At 72.5% G+C, this 21967-nt stretch carries 19 protein-coding genes; 10 read left to right on the top strand and 9 right to left on the bottom strand.

Annotated features, from left to right (window positions below; all coding sequences use genetic code 11):
* Nucleotides 1-6 precede the first annotated feature (6 nt).
* The gene (locus WME85_RS34580; RefSeq protein ID WP_437827376.1) at nt 7-426 is read left to right on the top strand and encodes a hypothetical protein; all 420 of its coding nucleotides are present in this window, start codon (nt 7-9) and stop codon (nt 424-426) included.
* A gap of 419 nt (nt 427-845) precedes the next feature.
* Entirely contained in the window at nt 846-1826 is a 981-nt protein-coding gene (locus WME85_RS34575) for a hypothetical protein (RefSeq protein ID WP_437827375.1), read from the top strand.
* A gap of 211 nt (nt 1827-2037) precedes the next feature.
* Here WME85_RS34575 and WME85_RS34570 read toward each other — a convergent pair whose 3' ends face one another.
* Nucleotides 2038-3771, bottom strand: a complete 1734-nt coding sequence (locus tag WME85_RS34570; protein ID WP_437827374.1) for a PAS domain-containing protein — start codon at nt 3769-3771, stop codon at nt 2038-2040.
* 37 nt (nt 3772-3808) lie between these two features.
* Here WME85_RS34570 and WME85_RS34565 point away from each other — a divergent pair, with 37 nt between their 5' ends.
* Nucleotides 3809-6208 (top strand): glutamine amidotransferase, encoded by a 2400-nt coding sequence (locus WME85_RS34565; protein ID WP_437827373.1) that lies wholly within the window; start codon nt 3809-3811, stop codon nt 6206-6208.
* Nucleotides 6209-6286: 78 nt separating this feature from the next.
* Here the strand turns inward: WME85_RS34565 and WME85_RS34560 are convergent, their stop codons facing one another.
* The 6 genes from WME85_RS34560 to WME85_RS34535 all read right to left on the bottom strand — a co-directional run bounded on the left by WME85_RS34560 (nt 6287) and on the right by WME85_RS34535 (nt 13144).
* The gene (locus WME85_RS34560) at nt 6287-7354 is read right to left on the bottom strand and encodes an SMP-30/gluconolactonase/LRE family protein (RefSeq protein WP_437827372.1); all 1068 of its coding nucleotides are present in this window, start codon (nt 7352-7354) and stop codon (nt 6287-6289) included.
* Between the two features lie 598 nt (nt 7355-7952).
* Nucleotides 7953-8909: an RNA polymerase sigma factor SigJ gene (gene sigJ, locus WME85_RS34555; protein WP_437827371.1), complete on the bottom strand. Its 957-nt coding sequence runs from the start codon at nt 8907-8909 to the stop codon at nt 7953-7955.
* 120 nt (nt 8910-9029) lie between these two features.
* The gene (locus WME85_RS34550; RefSeq protein WP_437827370.1) at nt 9030-10583 is read right to left on the bottom strand and encodes a hypothetical protein; all 1554 of its coding nucleotides are present in this window, start codon (nt 10581-10583) and stop codon (nt 9030-9032) included.
* A gap of 132 nt (nt 10584-10715) precedes the next feature.
* Nucleotides 10716-11822, bottom strand: a complete 1107-nt coding sequence (locus WME85_RS34545; RefSeq protein WP_437827369.1) for an ABC transporter substrate-binding protein — start codon at nt 11820-11822, stop codon at nt 10716-10718.
* Nucleotides 11822-12604, bottom strand: coding sequence for an ABC transporter permease (locus WME85_RS34540; RefSeq protein ID WP_437303329.1), 783 nt, complete (start codon nt 12602-12604; stop codon nt 11822-11824). The genes WME85_RS34545 and WME85_RS34540 overlap by 1 nt, the downstream gene beginning before the upstream one ends.
* A gap of 408 nt (nt 12605-13012) precedes the next feature.
* Nucleotides 13013-13144, bottom strand: coding sequence for a hypothetical protein (locus tag WME85_RS34535; RefSeq protein WP_437303328.1), 132 nt, complete (start codon nt 13142-13144; stop codon nt 13013-13015).
* Between the two features lie 593 nt (nt 13145-13737).
* On the opposite strand from WME85_RS34535, the gene WME85_RS34530 reads away from it, so the two are divergent.
* From WME85_RS34530 to WME85_RS34505, 6 genes are all read left to right on the top strand, one after another.
* The gene (locus tag WME85_RS34530) at nt 13738-14403 is read left to right on the top strand and encodes a hypothetical protein (protein ID WP_437827368.1); all 666 of its coding nucleotides are present in this window, start codon (nt 13738-13740) and stop codon (nt 14401-14403) included.
* 65 nt (nt 14404-14468) lie between these two features.
* Complete coding sequence (locus tag WME85_RS34525; RefSeq protein WP_437827367.1) at nt 14469-15116, top strand: HAD family hydrolase; 648 nt, start codon at nt 14469-14471, stop codon at nt 15114-15116.
* A 154-nt stretch (nt 15117-15270) separates the two neighbouring features.
* The gene (locus tag WME85_RS34520) at nt 15271-16254 is read left to right on the top strand and encodes a hypothetical protein (protein WP_437827366.1); all 984 of its coding nucleotides are present in this window, start codon (nt 15271-15273) and stop codon (nt 16252-16254) included.
* Nucleotides 16255-16548: 294 nt separating this feature from the next.
* On the top strand, nt 16549-17046 hold the full coding sequence (locus tag WME85_RS34515) for an RNA polymerase sigma factor (protein WP_437500107.1): 498 nt from the start codon (nt 16549-16551) through the stop codon (nt 17044-17046).
* Nucleotides 17043-17810, top strand: coding sequence for a hypothetical protein (locus tag WME85_RS34510; protein WP_437827365.1), 768 nt, complete (start codon nt 17043-17045; stop codon nt 17808-17810). The genes WME85_RS34515 and WME85_RS34510 overlap by 4 nt, the downstream gene beginning before the upstream one ends.
* Before the next feature lie 73 nt (nt 17811-17883).
* A complete protein-coding gene (locus WME85_RS34505; protein ID WP_437827364.1) occupies nt 17884-19107 on the top strand; it encodes a glycosyl hydrolase family 8 in 1224 nt (407 codons plus the stop codon).
* Between the two features lie 143 nt (nt 19108-19250).
* On the opposite strand, the gene WME85_RS34500 is transcribed toward WME85_RS34505, so the two are convergent.
* Together WME85_RS34500 and WME85_RS34495 are read right to left on the bottom strand one after the other, a co-directional pair.
* Entirely contained in the window at nt 19251-20024 is a 774-nt protein-coding gene (locus tag WME85_RS34500) for a class I SAM-dependent methyltransferase (protein WP_437827363.1), read from the bottom strand.
* 62 nt (nt 20025-20086) lie between these two features.
* Nucleotides 20087-20530: a hypothetical protein gene (locus WME85_RS34495; RefSeq protein ID WP_437827362.1), complete on the bottom strand. Its 444-nt coding sequence runs from the start codon at nt 20528-20530 to the stop codon at nt 20087-20089.
* 210 nt (nt 20531-20740) lie between these two features.
* Between WME85_RS34495 and WME85_RS34490 the strand changes: the two genes are divergently transcribed.
* Complete coding sequence (locus WME85_RS34490) at nt 20741-21910, top strand: metallophosphoesterase (protein ID WP_437827361.1); 1170 nt, start codon at nt 20741-20743, stop codon at nt 21908-21910.
* Nucleotides 21911-21967: the final 57 nt, after the last annotated feature.

The raw sequence follows: 21967 nt of genomic DNA, 5'->3' as shown, positions 1-21967 counted from the left end.
CCAGCGATGTCGGAGCGCCTCGTCCCCGCGCCGAAGCTGATCTGGCAGAACGACCACTACACGGTGCTGCTCGACGCGACGCTGGGCATCGTCTGGAACGTGCGCAGCGGCAGGCCGTTCGCCTCGCTCGAGGAGCTCGAGGCCGTTAAGGCAGCGCTCTGCCACTGCCTCGATGGTCTCGGCCGCTCGCGGTATGCCCTGCTCGTCGACGTGCGCGCGGCTCCAGGCCGCAACGACCCCTCGTTCGAGGCCGCCATGGACCGCATCCGGCCGCGCTGGCTGCGTGGCTTTCGCAGGGTCGGCGTGCTCGTGCAGAGCGTCGTCGGCGCGATGCAGATCCAGCGCTATGCGAGGCAGGACGGCATCGAGCGGCTGGTCACGGCCGACGAGTCCGCCCTCCTCCGGTACCTCACCGAAGAGGGCTGAGCGGCGCTCAGCTGCGTTATCTCGCACCGTGCTTGTCCGGGGAGGACACGGTCTTTTGAATCGCTCCGGGGGCGCTGCGCCGGCGAGGGGCAGTCACGTGACCGGGAGGCGGACGCCAGGGCGCGTGCGGGCGAGGAATGTTCCGTGATGGGGCTGGCCTCGTTGATCGCTGCCTGGCGATATCGCGCCACCGTCGCGCTCATGGACCCTCGAGCTCATCAGCACAGGGGTGACCAGGGCCCGCTTTTCGTGTGCGCAGAGGCCCAGTGGGGACGGTGACGCGCGTCAGCTCCGCCCTGGGTTGAACCGCTGGAGCCAGCGCTGCGCGCGTGATATGATGGACATCCCGGCGATCGGTGTCGCACGGGACTTGCTACGAATGGGTAGGGCACGGCGCCCCGAAGAAGAAGGAGTGCGGGATGGATCTCAGGGCATGCTGCGCGGCGCTCTGCGCAGGGATGGTGGGTCTCATGGGGTGCGGCGGGGACTCGGGCACAAACGGGAGCAGCGGTTCGCCGGGCGGCCCGGGCGCGAGCGGCGCGGGGGCCGGCCAGGGGCAGGGAGGTGACCCCTTCGGCGTCGGGGGTGACCCCTTCGGCGGCGGGGGTGACCCCTTCGGCAACGGCTCCAACGGAGCGAACGGTGGCACGGGGGGCGGCGCGAACAGGTCGGGTTGCGAGCACGTCGATGTCGTGTTCGCGCTCGACAACTCCTCGAGCATGGAAGAGGAAAAGGAGTCGATGCGCGAGGTCGTATTTCCGGCGTTCGCGCAGGCGCTGCTCGATATCAGCGGCATCAAAGATTTCCGCGCGGCCGTGCTGGACGCCTGCCCCAGCCCCGCGAATTTCCACACGCGCGGCGCCGCGGGCGAGTGCTCGTTCCAGAGCGGAAAGCCGTGGATGGAGAGCTCGAGCGCCGACCTCACGGGCGAGTTCCAGTGCGCCGCGGATATCTACTCAGGCGATGTCCAGTGCAGCGGTGACAGCGACGACGAGCAGCCCGCGTCGTCCATCGCCGCCGCGCTGGAGCCGCCGTTCTCGACCGGTGAAAACGCGGGGTTCCTCCGCGACGACGCGCTGCTCGTTGTGGTGGCGATCACCGACGAGGACGAGCAGCCCGTCCCGCGCCAGCAGATGCAAGCGATCCACGACCGGCTCGTCGCCACGAAGGGCGAGGCGAAGAACGTCGTGTTCCTCGGCATCGCCGGGAGGACCGATTGCGAGGGTGCTTATGGGAGCGCGGATGAAGCCGAGGACATGCAGCAGCTCGTGGATACGTTCACATCTGACAACCGTGGCTTCTTCTGGGACCTGTGCGAGGGGCACCTCGAGGACGGGCTCACGAACGCCCTCACGGCGATCGAGGAGGCGTGCACCGAGTTCGTGCCAGTCGTGAATTGACGGAGGGCGGCCCTGCTGCCGCCGCGCGCCGCGAGGCGCGCGGCAGGTCGGACCGGCGGGCCTGCGAAATCGACAAGAAGGTGAGCGCGGCAGAGCCTCGCCTTGGCCGAGCGACTACCTTGCTTCTCTGACATGAGACGACGCGCTGTTCGGGCTCGCTCCGGGCCTGTCTGCGGCGAGAACCCGGGTGGAGCGGCGCTCACCTCGCGCGTCAGGAACCCCTGGCGGGGTCTCTGACACGCGAGCTGCCGCCGGGCGCATGGCGGAGCGCGTGGGCGATGCCGCTCTGCAAGGTGCTCAGCGTCGTGATGCCGGAGAGGTCCACGCCGAGCGTGACCAGCGTCTGCGCCACCTCCGGGCGGACGCCCGTGAGCACCACGCGCGTACCGAGCAGCTGGGCGGCGCGCGCGGTCCGCGTCAGCGCATCGGCGACGAGCGTGTCGACGGCGCGCACGCCGGTGATGTCCAGGATCGCGGTGTGGGCGCTCTGGCTGCTGATACCGGCCAGCAGCGTCTCCATGATCAGCTCCGCGCGCGCGCTGTCGATCGCCCCGACCAGCGGCATGGCCACGACCTTGTCAGCGAGCGGGATGAGCGGCGTGGACAGCTCCCGGAGCGCGGCCTGCTGCGAGGCGATGATCTTCTCCTGGAGCGCGGACCGATCGGCCTCTGCGTGCTTCAAGGATGTGATCTCGGTCACGATTCCTCCCATGCCGATGGGCTCGCCGTGGTCGCCGTGGATCGGGAATTTGACCGTGAAGAAATGACGTTGAGAGTCGCCGGCCGGCAGGGCCTCTTCGAATTGCATGACCTGTCCGCCGACGATCACCTCTCGCTCCTTGGCCATGAGCAACTCGGTGACCTCGGGGATCATGGGGTTCAGCTCGGCCTCATTGCTGCCGATGAGCTCGATGATGTGCCGCTGCATTGCCTGCGCATGAGCGCGGTTGGCGAAGACGTAGCGTCCCGCGATGTCCTTGATGAAGATGCTGCTGCGCGCGTTGTCCACCAGCTGCAGGAGCAGCTGATAACGTCCGTGCACCGTCCGCTCTCTCCGCCGCGGGTCGACGGTGTCATCGACGATCGACGCGATCTCGTGCACGTCGTCTCGGTCGTCGCGCAGCACGGCATAGGTCCACCGGCAGAGGAGCGCGCGCCCCTCCTTCGTGGTGGCCCCGCTCGTCGCGGTGGCGAACCGGCTCTCCATGCGGGGAAAGCCGAACGCCCGCACCGCCTCCGGCGACACGGGCTCTGCTGCCACGAGGTCGGCGAGCCTGCGGCCGACGGCCTCATCCGCCCGCCATCCGAAGATGCGCTCGGCGCCATCGTTCCAGCGCGTCACCGTGCCTTCCGGGCGCCAGTGGATCAGCGCCGGCACCGCCGTGGGCAGCAGCCACTCGGGGGCAGCGTGAGCGCCCGAGCGGAGCGCCGCGCCGTCGAGAGCGCCTCGCGACGCCGCGCTGTCCGCGGCCCACAGCGCCGAGCCGTCGAGGCCGCCTCGCGACGCCGCGCCGTCGAGCGCGTCCAGCAGCGCCGCGCCATCGAGCGCGCCCCGCAGCGCCGCGCCGTCCGGCTCCGCCGTGCGGCCATCGGCCCGCTCCGCCAGCGCCTCCTCCAGCACCTCGATGCGAGCCCGCAGCGCCGCGTTCTCTGCCCTGAGTCGCCCTGTCTCCGTCTCCCCCAGCTCTTCGCGCACCATTGGCCAGCTACCAGAGCGTATGCGCAGCGTGCTCGGCATTTCAAGGTTGCCGACCGGCCTGTTCAAGGTTGCCCCGCAGGTCGCAGACGAGGCGCTGAGCGGTGATACCCGGCGCTGATGTGCTGAGCGCCAGGCTGGGACACCCCGCCCCGATGTACTAGGCTCCGCCCGTGCCGCGCGTCCTCGACCCGCTGCTCGCCCCGCCGCGCTCCCGCGCCGGCGCGGCCAGCGGGCCTTCCTCTTCACCGTCGTTCTCTCCCGCTCCTGCGCTCCTGGAGCGGCCGTGACCCGGAGCCTCGCGCCCTCGGGCGACCTCTCCTCGCCGGTCGTCGCCGTCGCCTGCGTCGTCGCCGCGCTGAGCCTCGTGTTGCTCGTGCTCGAGCTCTTCCGGGCGCGCGGGCGCTCGGGCGGCGCGCCCGTGCGCGCGGCGCTCGGAACGATCCTCACCGGCGCCCTCGCCGTGCTCGGCCTGCTCGCCGCCATCCTCCGCCCGGTCGCGGTCACGTCGCGCGGGAGCCTCGTGGGACCGAAGGTCGTGGTGCTTGTCGACGGCTCCCGGTCGATGGACCTGCCGGGCCTCGCCGGGACCCGCCGCGACGCCGCCGACCGGGCGCTCGCCGAGCTCGGCAAGCGCGCCGACGTCCGGCTCTCGCGCTACGTGTTCGGCGAGGGCGCGCCGGCGCCGGCGGAGCCGGCCGGCGCAGCCGCGGCGGCGGGCGAGGGCGCCGGCGCGACGCCCGCGCCGGGCGGGAGCGCCGCCGCGGCGCCCGCGGAGGGAGACGCAGGGGCGCAGGCGTCCGCCGGCGCGGCCGCGCCCTTCGTGTCCGCCCGGCCGCATCGCCGCTCGGACCTCAGCGCCGCGCTCGAGGCGCTCGCCCGCGCCGCCGACGAGCGCCCGTCGGCGTTCGTCGTCGTCTCGGATGGACGCCTCGACCGCCCCGGCCCGGACGACACCGCCGCGGCGACGCGGGCCGCGCTCGAGGGGCTCGACGTCCCGGTGCACACGGTCGCCGTCGCGACCGAGGCCGTGCGCGACGCCGGGGTGCGCGCGGTCCGGACCTCCGGCGCCGCGGTCGCCCACCAGCCGCTCTCGCTCCGCATCGACATCGGCTGCAGCGGCGGCCTCGCGTGCGACGCGGTCCCGGTCGTCGCCCGCGAGCTGCGCGAGCAGGGCGCGCCGACGACGCTCGCGACGGGCACGGCGCACGTCGACGAGGGCGGCGTCGGCACGGTCGAGCTCGGCGTGACGCTCGATCGCGCCGGCACGCGCATCCTGGAGGTGGCGATCCAGTCGCCCCAGGGCGACGAGCTCCCCGAGAACGACGTCCGGTACATCACGCTCGACGTCGCGCGCGACCGCATCCGGGTGCTCCACGTGGCGGGCCGGCCGACCTACGACGTGCGCGCGCTCCGGATGTGGCTCAAGGCCGACGCCTCGGTCGACGTCGTGGCGTTCTTCATCCTGCGCACGCCGGGCGACGAGGTGAACGCGGCCTCCGACGAGCTCGCGCTGATCCCTTTCCCGGTGGACGAGCTGTTCAGCGTGCACCTGTCGAGCTTCGATGCGGTCGTCCTGCAGGACTTCGACGCCGCGCCGTACGGCCTGACCAAGCACCTCCCGGCGCTGGCCCAGTACGTCGACAAGGGCGGCGGGCTCATCATGGTCGGCGGCCCGAACGCCTTCGTGCAGGGCAACTACGCGCGCACGCGGCTCGCCCGCGTGCTGCCGGTGGACCTCGACATCGGCCGCGCGCCCGCGGTGGACCTCGGCGCCTTCGTGCCGCGCATCACCGCCGCGGGCCGCGCGGCGCCGGTGCTCGCGCCGCTGCTCGCGCTGATCGGCGACGAGATGCCGGAGATGCCGGGCACCAACGTGGTCGGCGATCCGCTCCCCGGGGCGACGGTGCTGATGACGCACCCGACGCGCACGACGGCCTCGGGCGCGCCGATGCCGGTGCTCTCGCTGGGCGAGCACGAGAGCGGCCGGACGATCGCGCTGACGCTCGACGGCAGCCACCGCCTGCTCTTCAGCGCGTTCGCCTCGAGCTCCGCGGGCCGCGCGCACGGCGCGTTCTGGGACGCCCTGCTCGGCTGGCTCATGCGCGACCCCCGCTTCGAGCCCGCCGCGATCGAGCCGCGCGGCGGCTGCCTCGCGGGCGAGGAGACGACGCTCGTGCTGCGCCCGCTCGCGGGGCAGGGGGGCGAGGCCAGGGTGACGATCGCGCGCCTCGGCAGCGGCGCGGTCGTGCGCACGCTGAGGGCCCGGGTCGGCGACGGCGGCGAGCCGGTCGAGCTCGCGGCCGGCCGCTTCGAGCCCGGCGGCTACGCGGCCACGGTGGAGATCCTCCCGGCGGACGGCGCCGTCGCGGCCGTCGGCGCCGACGACCGCGGCGGCGGCGATCAGAAGCGGGCGACGACGCGGCGCGATTTCGCGTGCGAGCGCGGCGGCGACGAGTGGGCCGATCCGCGCCCCGACGTCGCCCGCCTCGAGGAGATCGCCCGCGCGACGGGCGGCGCGTCGGTGCTGCCGCCGGGCGCCGGCTCGCTGCCGCTCCCGGCGGCGACGCAGGTGGCGGCCGAGCGCCACGTCGCGCCGCTCCTGCCCCCGTGGGCGTGGACGCTCGCGGCGGCCGTGGCGCTCGGCGCGCACTGGATCGTGCGCCGGCGCGGAGGGCTCGCGTGAGGTGGCGGGCCATCGCCCGCCCGGAGTGCGCGCGCACGCCCGCGCGCGCCTAGGCTGCTCTCGGCTGCTCGTCTCGGCTCAGGGGAGCCACGGCTTCTCCAGCGGATCAGCCTTGTCGCCGACCCAGACCCTCAGCACCGCGAAGTGCTCCGGGTTCCCGCTGAGGAGCGCGTGGTTCACGATGAGCAGCGTCTTCGCCGAGTCGTCGAACGCGACGTTGGCCGGCGAGTCGAGGGGTATGTCGTCGCAGCGGGAGCTCTCGATGCGCGACTCCTCGTCCCCGTCCTCGTCGAGCACCGAGATCGCGTTGGCCCCGGCGAGCGTGACATAGAGCTTCCCCGACCTGCCGAACGCGAATCCATCGGGCGCCTCACCGGCGGTGTAGTCGTGGACCAGCTCGAGGTCGGCCTCCTCGGGCTCGTGGACGAGGGGGATGCGGTAGATCGAGCCCAGGGTCGGATCCGAGAGGGAGAAGGTCACCGAGACGTAGACATACTCGCGCGACGGATCGAGCCGGATCCCGTTCACGCCGAACGGCTGGGGGCCACCCCCCGCGAACGCCGCGCTCTGAAACCAGATCTCCGGCGCGCCGCCCCCGGGCGGATAGCGGAAGATCGTCGCCTGGAGCGAGTCGGTCACGTAGGCGTGGCCGCCGTCGTCGAAGACGATGTCGTTCGGGATCGGCGGCAAGTCGACGGGCGTCGGCGAGCACGCCTCTCCGGGCGCGGCCGCCGCGCACGTCGGCAGGTCCGGCAGCGGAGAACCGTAGCCCTCCTGGACATATCCATGTCCAGTCTTCGTGAAGCGCAGCAGTCCGAGCTGCGTGCTGAGCGCGTAGACCCGGCCCTCGCCGTCGATCGCGATGCAGCTCAGCGCGTGCTCGGCGCCCAGCGCCTCGCCCGCCACCGTGATCGTGCTCTTCAGGACCTTGCTGTCCCTGTCGTACACGAAGATCTTCGACGGGCCCCGGCCCGCAGTGCCGAACGTCGCCGGGCCAGACACGTAGACCCGATTGCCATGGACAGCGATCCCCTCGGGGAACCCGGGATCTGCGGGGGTCCTGGCGAAGGTCTTGATCTCGCCGTGCCAGCCCCTATCTGCCCGAGCCGGAGCCGCGATCAGCATCGAGACGGCGGAAAGAAGCATCAGGGCGCCATGGACAAGCCGCTTTCCGCTGGAGCGCGATAGTTTTGACAGCACAGAATACGACATAGATCCCTCCTGTATCCGTGATCCACGGACCGGGGTTGTCGGAATGACCGGTATCGAGAGGCCAAGGTGGATCTGTATGGCCTCATCAACCCGAAGAGGCGTTGATGATGACAGCAGTATATGCAGATGCGCCAATCGACTGTCGAGCCAAATTTCCCTGGCTCATAAAACACGGCGAGGCGGACGCGCGCGCCGTCGTCGCTCCTGACTTTGCTCCTGAGTGTCGCTCCTGATTTCACGTGCGATTCTGCGTGGTTGCGCGGTTGCGTCCCTGTCGGCTCGCGCGCTGGTGCGCTTGTCGACGTACATGATCGCGCGCTGTTGGCCGCCTGTTGGCGTAACTATTGCTCGCCTGTTGACAGTCGCATGTCCCAGGTGCGTGTCGCCATGTTATCGATTCTCATTGAAGCGCGCGCCGAGCAGTGCGTAGTCGCTCGCTCGCGCGCTCGGCGCGGCGCACCGTCGTGTCGCGCCGGGCAGCGCGCAGTCATCGTGCGCTCGCGCGCTCGGCGCGGCGCGCCGGCGCGCGAGATCACGCGCTCGCGTCGGGCGGGAGCAGCGGGAGCGCCGCCCCGAGCCTGGCGAGCTTGTCGGGATTGCGCATGATCCAGATCGCGTCGATTCCGGCTGGCGAGACGTCCAGGCCCAGCGCGGTCACGACCCGCGTCCCCTCGTAGACGAGGAGGGCGGGCCCGCCGTTGACCGACGCGATCCGGGTGACCGGGCCGACGCTCTTCCGCAAAAGACCGATGAAGTAACGCGTGATGCGATCGCGACCGCTGAGCACCCGGCGCGCCGAGCTGGCCTTGCCGCCCGAGTCGGGGGTCGCGCTCGCGCCCTCGGCCAGCATCGCGGCGAGCGCGCCGGCGTCGCCGCGCGCCGCCGCGTCGAGGAACGCCCCGAACAGACGCCGTCGCTCGGCCTCGGTCGCGCGGAACCGGGGCTGGCGCGCGGCCACGTGCTCGCGCGCCCGGTGCACGAGCTGCCGGCAGGCGGCGGGCGAGCGGCCGAGCGCCGCGGCGACGGCGCTGAACTCCCAGTCGAACACGTCGCGCAGGATCAGCGCGGCCCGCTCGAGGGGCGACAGGCTCTCGAGCACCACGAGGAACGCCATCGAGATCGACTCGACCCTGTCCATGCGCGCGGCCGGGCTCTCGGCGGTGCCGCGCTCGTCCTGGCAGCCCGCCGCGGCCACCTCGCCGTCGAGCAGATCGCCCGTCGCCACGGGCTCGGGCAGCCACGGCCCGACGTACGCCTCGCGCCGCGCGCGCGCCGACTTCAGCACGTCGAGGCAGAGGCGCGTCACGATCGTCGCGAGGTACGCCCCCGGCGACTCGGGCGCCTCCTCGACGGACCGCGCGCGCAGGTAGGCCTCCTGGACCACGTCCTCGGCCTCGGCGGCGCTGCCGAGCATCCGGTAGGCGAGCCCGAACAGCGAGCGCCGGTGCGCCGTGAAGCACTCGGCGCTCACCCCCGCCGCGGCGCTCATGTCGCGGCACCGGACGGAAGCCGCCCGCCGTCCGCGACGCCGCGGCCGCCGGCGACGATCTCCGGCGCGGCGGCGCTGCCGGGCGCGTACACGAGCGCGTCGTCGTCGAGCATGACGCGCCTAGGGCCGCGCCGGCCAGGCGACGGGCGTCGGCACGAGCCGCGGCTCGAGCGTCCCGTCGCCCAGCTCGCCGTTCCTGTTGTCGCCCCAGCAGAGCATCTCGCCGGTGCGTTTCAGCGCGCAGCTGTGGTCGCTGCCGAGGGCCAGCTCGACGACGTCGGTCAGCCCGAGCGCGTCCGGCGTGAACCCTGGATCCTGCGTGCCGTTCCCGAGCTGCCCCTTCGCGTTGTCGCCCCACAGGAGCACCTCGCCGCTCGCCAGCACCGCGCCGGAGTGCCTCGCGCCGAGCGAGAGCCGGAGCACGTCCACGAGCTCCGGGATCTCCCGGGGCGCCGCCTCGGTGTTCACGGTGCCTGTCCCGAGGCGGTACTGCTCTCCGAGGCCCCAGCAGGCGGCGACGCCGCGCTCGGGCGCGGCGCACGTGTGCAAGGCGCCCGCGGCCGTGAGCGCGACGGTCGTGAGCCCCGGAATGGCGACCGGGACGGGCTGCTGCTCGAAGTTGCCAAGCCCGAGCTGGCCATACCGGTTGTGGCCCCAGCAGAGCATCGAGCGCTCGCCCATCCGCTCGATCATGCTCGCGCAGGTGTGCGAGAGGCCGGCGCTCACCGATTCCACGTCGTCCAGGACCACGGTGGGCACGAACAGGTCGCTCTCGTCGCCGTACCCGAGCTGGCCGAAGCTGCCCTCGCCCCAGCACCAGAGGTCGTGCGAGCTCGTCACCGCGCAGGTGTGGGTCCCGCCGACGGCGACCTGGGTCGCGCCCGCGAGGTCCTTCGCGCGCACGGCCGTGGGGAAGTTCGTCGCTTCGCCGTCGCCGAGCTGCCCGCTGTTGCCGGCGCCCCAGCACGCCACGCCGCCGTCCTTCAGCACCGCGCAGGTGTGCGTGCGCGCCGACGAGATGCTCGCCGCGACCGTGGCGGCGGGGCCTTCGAGGCCGACGACCTGCCGGGGGATCGGACGATCTTGCTGGAGCGTGCGGTCGCCGAGGTTGCCCCAGGTGTTCCTGCCCCAGCACCAGACCGTGCCGTCGCTGAGCACCGCGCACGTGTAATCCGTGCCGGCCGCGATGTGCGTGGGCACGACGCAGCCGCCCTGCACGCACTGGCCGCTGCACGGCGCGTCGCAGCCGCCGCAGTGCGCGGTGCTCGTGAGCAGATCCGCCTCGCAGCCGTTCTCGGGATCCCCGTCGCAGTCGCCGCGGTCCGCCTCGCACGCCAGCGGCTCGCAGACGCCGTCGAGGCAGCGGGGCGCGCCGCCGAAGGCCGAGCAGGCGACGTCGCACGCGCCGCAGTGCTCGATGTCCGTCCTCGGATCGACGCACGCCTCGCCGCACGCGAGCTCGCCTTCCGGGCACCCGCCGCCGCTCCCGCCGCTCCCGCCGCTCCCGCCGCCGGTGCTCGAGCTCGTCGACGCGTCCGGCGGGCGGACCTTGAACTCCTCGCCGCACGCGCCGGAGGCGAGGGCGCCGGCGACGGCAACGAGCACGTACGCCGCCGCGAAGGGCAGCGAGGCGAGCGGGAGCCGGCGGGCCCGGGGTCGATGCGTGAAAGCCATGGAGGGCGCTTTTCCCTTGCGTTGTGGCGCGGCGGCGCCGTGGTCGCGCGACGGCGCGAGCCGCATTCTAGACGAATTCGCGCGCCGGGATCCCTCGCCCGCGCGCGCCGAGCGGTCCGCGGGGCGCGTCGATCAGAGCGCCGCGACGAGCAGGTCGTCGAGCGTCGGCGTCTTCTGGAGCACGCCGAGGTCCACGAGCTGCTTCGCGAGCGTCTCCCAGCGCTCGCGGGTCATCGCGCCGAGGCCCTTCTCCTTCGCCTCGGGGGTCTCGATGAGCGGCCGCTGCGCCTCCGCCGCGGCGACGAAGGTCTCCGCGTCCATCGAGGTGTTGAGCTTGGCCATGACGGCGTTGGCCCGGGTCGGGTCGTGAAGGTAAGCGCGCCAGCCCTCCCGCGTGGCGCGGGCGAACGCGCGGACGCGCTCCGGGTTCTCCTTCCAGAGCGCCGCGCGCGTGATCACGACCACCACGTACGGGTTGAACCCCTCGCTGGCGACGAGGAACGTGGCGGGATCGCTCCCCTTGCGCCTGGCCGCGATCGGCTCGGCCGTGATGAAGCACTGCTGCGAGAAGTCCTTGTCGGCGACGAAGCGGGCGACGCCGCCGTCGTACGGCACGACCTTCACCTTGTCGAACCCGTACTTCTTCTTGAGGTACGCGGCGTAGGGCAGCCCCGGCTCGATGGCGAGCGTGCCCGACTTGAGGACGTCGGCGATGCCCTTCGCGCCGCGGCCCTCGTGGGTCATGATGGCCTGCGGCGAGGTCTGGAACACGGCGAGGAGGGGGAGCACGTCCGCCCCGCGGGCGCGGGCCGTGAGCACCTCGTCGGCGCCGGAGATGCCGAAATCGACCTGCCCGCCGGCCACCATCTGGACGACCGGCACGCCGGCGCCGCCGCCGAGGATCTCGACGTCGAGCCCCTCCTTCGCGAACGCGCCCGACTCGCGCGCCTCGTAGAACCCGCCGAACTCGGGCTCCGGGACCCAGTTGAGGGCGAGCTTCACCTTCGCGGCCGGCGCGGCGGGCGTGCCCTGCGCGGGCGCGGCGGGCGTGCCCGGCGCGGGCGCGGCGGACGCGCCCTGCGCAGGCGCGGCGGGCGCGCTCCCTGCAGGCGAGGCGGCCGAGGAGCGCCCGTCGCCCTCGGGCGACGACGAGCGCGAGCAGGCCGGGGCGAGGACGGGGACGGCGACGAGCGAGGCGAGAGCCTGGAGGAACAGCCGGCGGCTGTCGGTGGAGTGCATCAGCGATTGATCTCCGAAGGATGCCAGCGCCGCAAGAGCCGCTTGCCGGCGAGGTCGACGGCGCCGAAGAGCGCGAGGCCGAGCCCGGAGGCGAGCAGGACGGCGGCGAAGAGCAGATCGGTGCGCAGCTGGCGGTAGGCGGAGAGGACGAGGATGCCGAGGCCGGCGGCGTCTTCCGAGAAGCCGGCGACGAACTCCCCGACGATCGCGCCGATGACGGCGAGGCCCGCCGCGATCCGGAGCCCTGTCACGATGTGGGGGAGCGCCGAGGGGAGCTCGAGCTTGCGGAGCGTGGCGAAGCGGCGGGCGCCGTAGAGCCGGAAGAGGTCGCGCAGCGCGGGCTCGACGGAGCGCAGCCCGGTGAGCGTGTTCGCGATGACCGGGAACACGGAGACGATGAACGCCGAGACCGCGACCGCGCGCAGGCCGGGGCCGCACCAGAGCACGAGCAGCGGGGCGATGGCGACGATCGGGACGGTCTGCAGGAAGACGGTATAGGGGTAGAGCGCCCTCTCGAGGGGGCGCGACGAGGCGAGCGCGATCGCGGCGAGCACGCCGACGGCCGCGCTGAGGCAGAAGCCGGCGAGCGCGGCCTTGGCCGTGGTGACGGCGCCGGCGAGCAGGGTGACGGCGTCCGCCGCGCCCGCGCGCGCGACGTCCGAGGGGGGCGGGAGCAGGTACGCGGGGATGCCGAGGGCGCGGGCGAGCACCTCCCAGAGCGCGAGCAAGAGCACGAGCGCGGCGAGGGGCGGCGCGACGACATGGAGCAGGGTGGGTCGCACTGCTTTGCCTCTCTAGCGCGCCGCCGCCGCGCCAGGAAGAGGGCGCGGCGCGAGAACCCCGGCCGAGGCGGGCGCGTGCGCCTCGGGCTCGCCGGCACGCGGGTACATCAGAAACGCGCGCCCTCGCGCGCTCCTCGGTCCGTCGCGCGCCGTGCTGTCAGAGATCCCGCCGCCGTGTCGCGACGCCGCCGTGTCGCGACGCCGCCGTGTCGCGACGGCGAGGCGACAGGCACGATGCGTCCGGTGAACACGACTCGCCCGGGCTGCGCGACATGGTGGTCTGCGACTCCGGCTCTCATCGCCGGCTCGCGCGACGGAGCTCGTCGTCTGCCTGGAACGCCCGCGACGGCGGGCGGAGCGTGGATCTGTCCGGGGAGGGGAGGCGCGGGGCGCGGCGCCTCGAGGAGGTTACTTGCCCTTCTTGGCGGGCGCCGCCGGAGCAGGCGACGCCTTGGCTACCGCGGCTGCCTTCTTCTGGTTCTTCTCCGCCGTGTCCTGCTTCTTCTGTCGATCTTTGGCCTTCGGAGATTTGTCACCCATGGGAGCACCGCCTCGGTGGAATGCGTTGGTAAAATCCACCTTGCGCGAGGCTAGCACCATCCTTCGCGGCGAAGTCACGAACTTTGTACTTCGCGGTGGACAGCATCTCGCGTCTCGCCCGCGGTCGCCCACCGACGGACCCAGGCCGCGGGAGGCCGTCGCGTTCCGCGCTTGGCCGCTCGGCCGCTCGGCCGCTTGCTGGCGTCTGCCGGTGCGCGGCGCGCGACCCGCCGGTGGGTGTCCACGGCGTGGACAGCCGCCGTCCACCGGCTGGGCGCGGGCGGGGGCCGCGGCGCGCGGAACGCCTCGAAAACAAGGAGGTTCGATGCGGCACCTGGCTTGCTGAACAGGTCGACCGACGGGCACCGGGAACAGCCGCTGTCCGCCGGCGTTCACCGACCCAGAGGGAGCCTCTCATGAGAGCCACGTACCGAAATGACGAGGACGTCGCCCGTTTACACATCGAGTCGCTGCTCGCGCGCCACCGCAGGCAGGTCGAGGCCCTCCCGGAGCACCTCCCTCGCCTGTACCGTCGGCGCGTCGCCCGGTCCCTCGCCGGGCAGGTCGCCCTCGGCGGCACGATCCCCGTCCTCGTGACCGCGGCCGCGCCGTACTTGCCCGGCCTCGGCGACCTCCTCCCCGGCGCCGTCACGGCCGCGCTCCTCGCCCCAGGCGCGGTCGCCGCGTGCGCATACCTCGCCGGCTTGCACCTCGCGGACGTCAGGCTTCGGCGCGCGCTCTCCCTCGAGGTCGAGCGGAGCGGCAATGTGCACGCAGACCGCGCGAGGCTCGAGGCCGCCGCGCCCGAGGCGCGCGTGCGCAGCATGGTCGACGCGGAGGAGCGCCGCAGCGTCGCGCTCCCGCTCGCCGGTTTCGTGGTGCTCGCGCCGCTCCTGCTGCACCTCGTCGTCTACCGCCTCCTCGGCTGGTCCCTCGCGTGGAGCGAGCTGTTCGTCGGCTTCGACTGGTGGATCCGCATCAGCGTGGCCATCGTGGGCCACGTGCACGCCGTCGCCGCGTACCTGGCCTTCGGCTACGCGCGGACGCTCCACCAGACGTCGACGCGCGACCTCGCCGACGATCCACCCCCGGGCGCCCTCCGCGCGCTCGGCTACGCGGTGCTCGCGAGCGCGATCCCGGGCTTGGCCTTCTTTCTCCTCCCGACGCTCGTCGTCGCCCTGACGGGCGCCTTCGTCATGCCCGCGTTCGCCTTCGCCCGCGATCGCCTCCTCGAGGAGCGGCGACAGCTCGGGGCGTAGCGTCCGCTCTGCCGCACGCGCCGCGCGCTTGCCGGCATGGAGGGGCGGCGCTAGGAACGCCCGGCGTGTTCAAGGCGATCCTCTGGGACAACGATGGAGTCCTCGTCGACACCGAGGGGCTCTACTTCCAGGCGACGCGCGAGACGATGGCGTCGGTCGGCGTCGAGCTGACCGTCGAGGACTACCGCCAGCTGTTCCTCGTCGAGGCGCGCGGCGCCTGGCACCTCGCCAGCGCTCGCGGGGTCGATGAAGCGGCGGTGCGGTCGCTGGCCGACCAGCGAGACCGCCGGTACCTCGAGCTCATCGCGCGCGGAGACACCCTGCTGCCGGGCGCGCGCGAGGTCGTCTCGGCGCTCGCCGCGCGCTTCCGCATGGCCATCGTCACGAGCAGCAAGCCCGAGCCGTTTCATCGAGCGCACGCGGCGACGGGCCTCCTCCAGTGGTTCGAGTTCGCGCTCACGCGCGAGCAGTACGCCCGCGCCAAGCCGGATCCCGAGCCGTACCTGGTCGCGCGCGAGCGGCTGGGGCTCGCCGCGCCGGAGGTCCTCGTCATCGAGGACTCCGAGCGGGGGCTCCGCGCGGCCAAGGCGGCGGGCCTGACATGCTGGGTCGTCCCGTCGCCGCTCACCGCGCCCTCGGACTTCACCGGCGCGGACGAGAGGCTCGGCTCCCTGCGCGAGGTGCTCGCCCGGCTGGAGGAGCCCCGGGCGTGACGTCGCCGCGGGCGCGGACGCCGAGGTAGCTCACAGAGCGCACCCCCGCGCACAACGACGTCGTCGCGTCGCCGCGCGACTATTTGCACCGCCCGGACGGGATGATGCAGGTGCGTATGGCGGCGCGCGGACGGTTCGTGGCACCTTCGGGCCCGTGGCTTCCGGTGGCGGCATCTCGTTCATCGAGCTCGTCGTCCTCGGTTGGTCTTCAGCCGCCGCGGCGCCGGCTCCGATCCCCATTCGCGTCGACTTCGACGCCCCGCCCGGCTGTTCCACGGCGGATGTGCTCTACGAGGGCATCCGCGCCCGCACGGACCGCGTGCGTCTGGCGGAACAGGGAGAGGACGGCTGGGAGGTCCGCGTCCGGCTGACGCGCGTCGGGCCCAAGGTCCACGGCGAGCTGCGCGTGATCCACGAGCGCGGCGAGACGGACACCCGGACCGTCGATGGCAGCTCGTGCGATGTCGTGGTCCAGGCCCTCTCGCTCACCGCGGCGCTCGCGGTCGACGAGGTGGTCGAGGAGACCGCGGCGGCCCCGCCGCCGGTCCCGCCGCCGCCGGTCGCCCCGCCGCCGAAGCCGCCGCCGCCGAAGCCGATCGCCCCGGACGCGGTCGCGCCGTTTCGCCTGGAGCTCGGCGCCGAGGTCCTCTTGACCCAGGTCGTCACGCCCTACGTGAGCCTCGGCGGCGCGCTCGTCGCGCGCATGACCCAGCGCACCGGCAGCGCGCTGAGCCCTTCCTTCGGCCTGGCGCTGATCCACGCGCGGAACGACCTCCTCCAAGGCGCAGACCGAGCATCTGTCCAGTGGACAGCCGCCACGCTCTCCGGTTGCCCGCTGCGCTGGGAGATCGCCGGCACCTTCAGCGCCGCTCCGTGCGTGACGGCGACCGGCGGCTGGCTCGCGGCGACGGGAGAAGGGATCGCGAGCCCGGAGTCCGCGGTGCGCTCGTGGTGGAGCGTCGGGGCCGCCGTGCGCGCCGCCGTGTCGCTCGGCGGGAGCACGGCCATCGAGATCGGGGCGGGCGCCGATGCGCCGCTCGTGCGACGAAGCTTCACAATCGCATCTCCGGCGGAGACGGTCGGCGAGACGCCTGTGATCTCGCCGAGGGCCAGCGTCGGAATCATGCACAGCTTCTAGGCCGGGGTTTTGTGATCACTTCGACGATGACCGGGAATCATAGCGCATGGACGGCACCCCGAAACAGGGTCGCAAGCGCGCTGGCTCTCTCGACCCGCGGCACCCGCTCCGTTCCGGTTTTCAAGGGTTTTTTTCTTCTGAGGTCTCCTGTTTCCCGGTATCATGCTTCCTCTCGCGGTGAGCGGAAGCATGGGCGTCGGGGTGATGACGGCGGTTGCTTTGCCTGACACGGACCCGGCCAAGAGGGCGCCATCGACCGCGCGCGTGAGCGAGCGAGATGCACGCCTGCGGCGGATGGTCGACGCTCATCTGGACTTCATCGGCCGGGTGCTCCGCAACGCGGGGACCCCGGCCGCCGAGATCGACGATGCGGTGCAGCGCACGTTCATCGCCGCCGCCCAGCGGCTCGATGACGTCCGACCGGGCGCTGAGAAGAGTTTTCTGCTCCAGACGGCGCTGCACGTGGCCGCCCACGCGCGCCGCAGCGCGGCGCGCCGGCGAGAGGTCCCGGCGGCCGAGCCGCCGGAGGTCGTGGACGCTGCGACACCCGAGCAGCTCACGAGCCAGAAGCGCGCCCGGCAGATGCTCGACCAGGTCCTCGATCAGATGGAGCCGGATCTGCGGACGGTGTTCGTGCTGTACGAGTTCGAGGAGATGAGCATGGTGGAGATCGCCGGCGTGATCGGGATCCCACAGGGCACCGTGGCCTCGCGGCTGCGGAGGGCCAGGGCAGATTTTCGTGAGCGCGTCCGCGCGCTCGAGCTCGTCACGACGAGCGAGGTGAGACGATGACCGAACCACGTCGCCTGCTAGAAGAGAGCGACAGCCCGCTCGAGCGCGCGCTGCTGAGCGCCGGCGCGTCGTATTCCCCGTCCCAGGAGACGCGCGCCAAGACGCTGGCCGCCCTCGGCCTCGCCGGCGCGGCTGCGCTGTCGAGCGCCGCGGCGCCCGCGGCGCTCTCCGCGGCGGGGACGGCCGCTGCGTCCTCGTCGCTCGTGGCGAAGCTCGGCTGGACCAAGATCCTCGTCGCGCTCTCGACCGTCGGCGCGCTCGCCGGCATCCCGGCCGGCTACCTCGCCTGGCGCGGGTACCACCAGCCGCCGACCTCCGAGCTCGGCCGCTTCGCCGGCTCCTTTCCGGGTCCGATCGCGAGGGCCATGCCGTCCTCGCCGCCGTCGTCCGTCGGGGCTGGCGCAGCGCCGGTCGAGGCTGGCGCGGAGGAGGTCGCCGCCCCGGCGCCGGCGCGCAGCCAGAGCGTGAGCGCGGCAGCGAAGTCGTCCGCGGAGAAGGCTGCCCTCCAGGCGGAGCTCGACACCCTCGACGCGGCGCGCGCGGCGCTCTCGAGCGGGAACGCTCAGGGCGCGCTCTCGCTCCTGGACGCGTACACGCGCGAGCACCCGCGCGGCCGGCTCAGGCTCGAGGCCGAGGTCCTGCGGATCGACGCGCTCGCGAAGAGCGGCCGGACCGACGCCGCAGCGCAGCGCGCCGAGGCATTTCTTCGCCGGCACCCGAACAGCGTGCTTGCATCCCGGGTTCGACGCTATGTAAACAATTAATCTTCGGGTCATGCGCTGCCCCGCTCTCCTCCGCTCGCTCCTCGGAATTTCTCGCATCGCGTGTGCGATTGGGGTGTTCTGCGCGCTGCCGGCGTGCGGAACGACGGTGGACTGGCTCGGCGACGACCGGCCGAACAGCGACGATCTCAATCCGCTGAGCGGCCCGGAGACGTATCCCAACGCGCTCCGCGACGTGCTCGGCAAGACGGATGAGGAGATCGCGACCAAGATCGAGGAGCGCTTCAATCAGCTCTTCTACGGCGATCCCTGGAACGAGGCGATCTACTACCCGGCCGGCACCGAGCAGTCCTACGTGTGGGACGTCCTGCACAGCGACGTGCGCACCGAGGGCATGGGCTTCGCGATGATCATCACGGTCCAGATGGACAAACGTGATGAGTTCGATCGCCTCTGGCGGTACGCCAAGGACGTGCTCGAGCACGAGTCCGGGCCCAACCGGGGCTACCTCCAGTCGGTGTGCGACAGCCCGGCGGCCCCGTCGGGCAAGGTGTTCTGTATCGACCCCTTCGGCCAGCAGCAGGCCGCGATGGCGCTGCTGTTCGCTCACGGGCGCTGGGGGAGCCACACCGGGAGCATCGATTACGGGGCGGACGCGCTCGCCCTGCTCGAGGTGATGCGGCACAAGGAGGAGGAGAACGGGGGCGTCGTCTCCGGCGTGACGAACACCTTCGACGACGAGACGAAGCTCGTCTTCGACGTCCCGCACGTCACGGCGGCGGACACCACCCGCCCCTCCATCGAGATGCCCGCGTATTACGAGCTCTGGGCGCAGGCCACGGGGGACCCGTTCTGGTCCGAGGCTGCGGCGAGCGCGCGCGCGTACTGGCAGCAGGTCGCGCACCCGCGCACCGGGCTCATGCCGGTGCGCGCCCGCTTCGACGCCACGCCGGTGCCCGGCTCTGACTACTTCGGGTCGGAGGCCTACCGCACGCCGCTGAACATGGCGCTCGACCACGTCTGGTTCGGCGTCGATGCGTGGCAGGTGGAGGAGGCGGACCGGCTGCTGGCGTTCTTCTCGGAGCAGGGCATCGACAAGTACGGCGGGGCGTACGCGCTCGACGGCGCGCCGCCCGATCCGCCTGTGCCGTACAACCGGGAGGCGGCGCTCATCCTCATGAACGGCGTCACGGGCCTGGTCGCGGAGACCGAGGATCGCGCCGCGTACATCGAGGCGGCGTGGACGCTGGAGCCGACGACCGGGATGCCGCGCTACTACGCGGGGCTGCTGCACATCCTCTCGCTGCTGACGCTGAGCGGGCAGTTCCGCGTGTACTGACGCGCGCTGGGCGCCTGCGTCGGGCTGCTCTGGCGCCGAGCGCCGAGGGCGACCTGCTGGCCGTGGACATCGCACGCCTCCCGGCGGAGGGCCGCCGCCTTCACGATCGGCGCCGAGCGCCGCGCGCGCGCTCGCCGCGGCGCTCATTCGAAGCGCAGGTGGAGGACGGACGCCGCGCGCGCCCCCCGGAGCAGGCGAGACGCCCTGCTCACCCTCCGCAGCGCCTGCTCCAGCGCCGGCGTGACCTCGCCCTCGCCGATCGGTCGGAGCCGCGGGTAGCGCGCCACGGCGCCGTCCGCCGCCGGGACCTCCAGGCACGCGCGCAGCCGCGGCGGGGTCCGCAGCGGCGGGTGCGCTTCGTGGTCGACGATGAGCTCGGTCCCCTTCGGGAGGCGCGCGGAGACGCGCGTGAAGAAGGCGTCGACCAGCTCGGGGGGCTGACGCTCCAGGGCGCCCTCGGCGATGAGGAGCGTGGGCACGTCGCCCGCGCCCTGGAGGGCATCCATCCAGCCGGTGCACGCGATCGAGCAGCACCTCGCGATGGCGTGGCGGTCCGACGTCTGCCAGAGGCGGTGCGCGCACTTGAACTCGGCCACGTGCGGCGGATCGAGGTCCACCCAGCGGAGCCTCCCGTTGTCGACGCGCGAGAACCGCGTGCAGAGCCCGGCGTTGAGCGCGATGGCGAGGCCGTCCGGGTTCCGCTCGAAGTAGTGCCGGACGAGCCCGTCGACGACCATGGCGCGCACCGCCGAGGCCCGCAGCGCGCGGTCGTCGAAGCCCGCCGGATCCACGTCGAGCGTGGCCAGCATCGCCTCTGCCCACGGATCGGCGAACCCGAGCTCCGGAAAGCGCGCGCGTGCCTCGGCGCGCCCGACGAGCGAGAGCACGGCTTCCCAGGGGACGGCCACGGAGCTCACGCGCGCTCCTTGCGTCGCGGGAGGCGAGGCCTCGAGGGCGCGCATCCCCGGCGGCGGGCGCGTCACGACAGCACCCCGCCGCCGCCGCGGACGACCTCGGCGACGAGCGCGCGCTCGAGGCGCAGCACCGCCGACGCCTCCGGGAGCTCCGCCGCGAACAGCCCGCCGAGCAGCGCCGCGAGCTTCTCGTAGTCTGGCGCCTGCGCCTTCCAGTTCGCGATCGGGTACGCCTCGTAGAGCCCGCGCGTGAGCCGCGACGGTGTCAGCACCGAGACGCGCGCTGCGGGGTGCCAGAGCTGCAGGTGCCAGAAGCCGCGCGTGACGAAGTACTCGAACTTCCGCCCGCCGAAGAGGCGCACCTCCCAGCCCGCGACGACGAGCGCGAGCTCGCGCTCGCGAGGATCGTGCGGCGGCGGAGGCCAGCCCTCGCCGTGCGCGGGGGCCGTGCGGCGCGCGGGGTCGGACCGGAGCGGGCGATCGACGGAGAGCGGTGTGCGCGAGCTCACGAGGCCGCTTCCTTCTGCGCGTCGGACCAGGGGGAGGCTGCGCGCGCTGCGCGGCAGGACGGGCTCGGGGCGGGGGGCATTTCTCGGCTCACGTTGGCTCCGTTGTTGATATTGAAAATGATGTTCAATTTCGATACGTGAGCCTCCAGGCAGAGTCAAGAGAAAACGGCGCCGGGGGTGGGTGGGGATGGGGTGGTAGAATGCGCGCCGATGAAGCCGCTCCGCGCAGTACGTCCTCTGGCCATGGCCCGGGCTTCCCTTGCTGCCCTGCTGCTCGTGTTGCCGGCCGCGAGCGGTGGAGCGGGCTGCGGCGGGGCGGAGTTCACGACCGGGGCCGGAGGCGCGACGGGGGGCGGAGACGGAACGCAGGCCGGATCAGGCGGTGACCGGAGCGGAGCGGGCCAGGACGAGGGCCATGGCACCGGCGCCGCGACCAGCGGCGGGAGCGTCGCCTGGGGCGGGGCGAGCGTCGCCGGAGCGGGGGCGGCCGAGGGCGGCGTGGTCGGCGCCGTCGACGCGGATATCCGCGGGGTCAGGATCATCGCCATCGGGGACACCGGAGAGGGCAACCTGGCGCAGAACCAGGTCGCCGATCGGATGAGCGAGAAGTGCATCCAGGTCGGGGGCTGTCACGCCGTGATCATGAACGGCGACAACTTCTATGATCACGGCGTGGCCGACACCGGCGATGCGCAATGGGGGCCGAAGTTCGAGCAGCCCTACGACAGACCGGGCCTGAACGGCCTCCCGTTCTACGCGGTGCTCGGCAACCACGACTTCGGCCCCAGCAGCAGCGGCGTGCGGCAGGCGCAGATCGATTACTCGCGGCTGCCCGTGGGCGCGGGGCCGGGCAAGCGGACGACCGACAAGTGGCACATGCCCTCTTCGTATTACGACGTTCGCATCCGCAATGTTCATCTCTTCGGGATCGATACGGTCGACTTCACCTCTGACGAGCAAGCGGTCGACATGCGCGCGCGGGTCGCCGCCTCGAACGCGCGCTGGAAGATCGTCTTCGGCCATCACCCCCGCTACACGTCGGGAGCTCACTTCTCCGACAACGAGCAGATCGGGATGAGCGGGATGTTCAACATGCAGCGGGCGATCTACTGCGGGGCCGACATGTACATGAGCGGCCACGATCACAATCTCGAGCTCATCGACAAGGGGCGGGACGCGCTGTGCCCGAACACGTACTTCGCCATCAGCGGCGCCGGCTCGAAGCTCCGGGCGTCCGGCGCCCCGAGCGACGCGCGGCAGCTCTTCTACACGGACCGGGTCGAGGGCTTCGCGTACCTGCAGTTCGAGGGCGACACGCTGCTCTTCCAGTTCATCGACAAGGAGGGCGCGGTGCTCTATGTGAAGGCGATCTCCAAGTGAGCGAGCGCCGCAGGTGAGCGAGCGCCGCAAGTGAGCGAGCGCCGCAGGTGAGCGAGC

Source organism: Sorangium sp. So ce1153 (assembly GCF_051521595.1).
Taxonomy (GTDB): Bacteria; Myxococcota_A; Polyangia; order Polyangiales; family Polyangiaceae; genus Sorangium.
The sequence above is the reverse complement of the archived record's forward strand: the minus strand, read 5'-3'. Positions and strand labels throughout refer to the sequence as shown.

Coding starts and splice junctions, on each gene's coding strand:
- WME85_RS34580 (WP_437827376.1), top strand. CDS start 7: ATGTCGGAGCGCCTCGTCCCCGCGCCGAAGCTGATCTGGCAGAACGAC.
- WME85_RS34575 (WP_437827375.1), top strand. CDS start 846: ATGGATCTCAGGGCATGCTGCGCGGCGCTCTGCGCAGGGATGGTGGGT.
- WME85_RS34560 (WP_437827372.1), bottom strand. CDS start 7,354: ATGCTTCTTTCCGCCGTCTCGATGCTGATCGCGGCTCCGGCTCGGGCA.
- sigJ (WP_437827371.1), bottom strand. CDS start 8,909: ATGAGCGCCGCGGCGGGGGTGAGCGCCGAGTGCTTCACGGCGCACCGG.
- WME85_RS34550 (WP_437827370.1), bottom strand. CDS start 10,583: ATGGCTTTCACGCATCGACCCCGGGCCCGCCGGCTCCCGCTCGCCTCG.
- WME85_RS34545 (WP_437827369.1), bottom strand. CDS start 11,822: ATGCACTCCACCGACAGCCGCCGGCTGTTCCTCCAGGCTCTCGCCTCG.
- WME85_RS34535 (WP_437303328.1), bottom strand. CDS start 13,144: ATGGGTGACAAATCTCCGAAGGCCAAAGATCGACAGAAGAAGCAGGAC.
- WME85_RS34515 (WP_437500107.1), top strand. CDS start 16,549: ATGGTCGACGCTCATCTGGACTTCATCGGCCGGGTGCTCCGCAACGCG.
- WME85_RS34510 (WP_437827365.1), top strand. CDS start 17,043: ATGACCGAACCACGTCGCCTGCTAGAAGAGAGCGACAGCCCGCTCGAG.
- WME85_RS34490 (WP_437827361.1), top strand. CDS start 20,741: ATGAAGCCGCTCCGCGCAGTACGTCCTCTGGCCATGGCCCGGGCTTCC.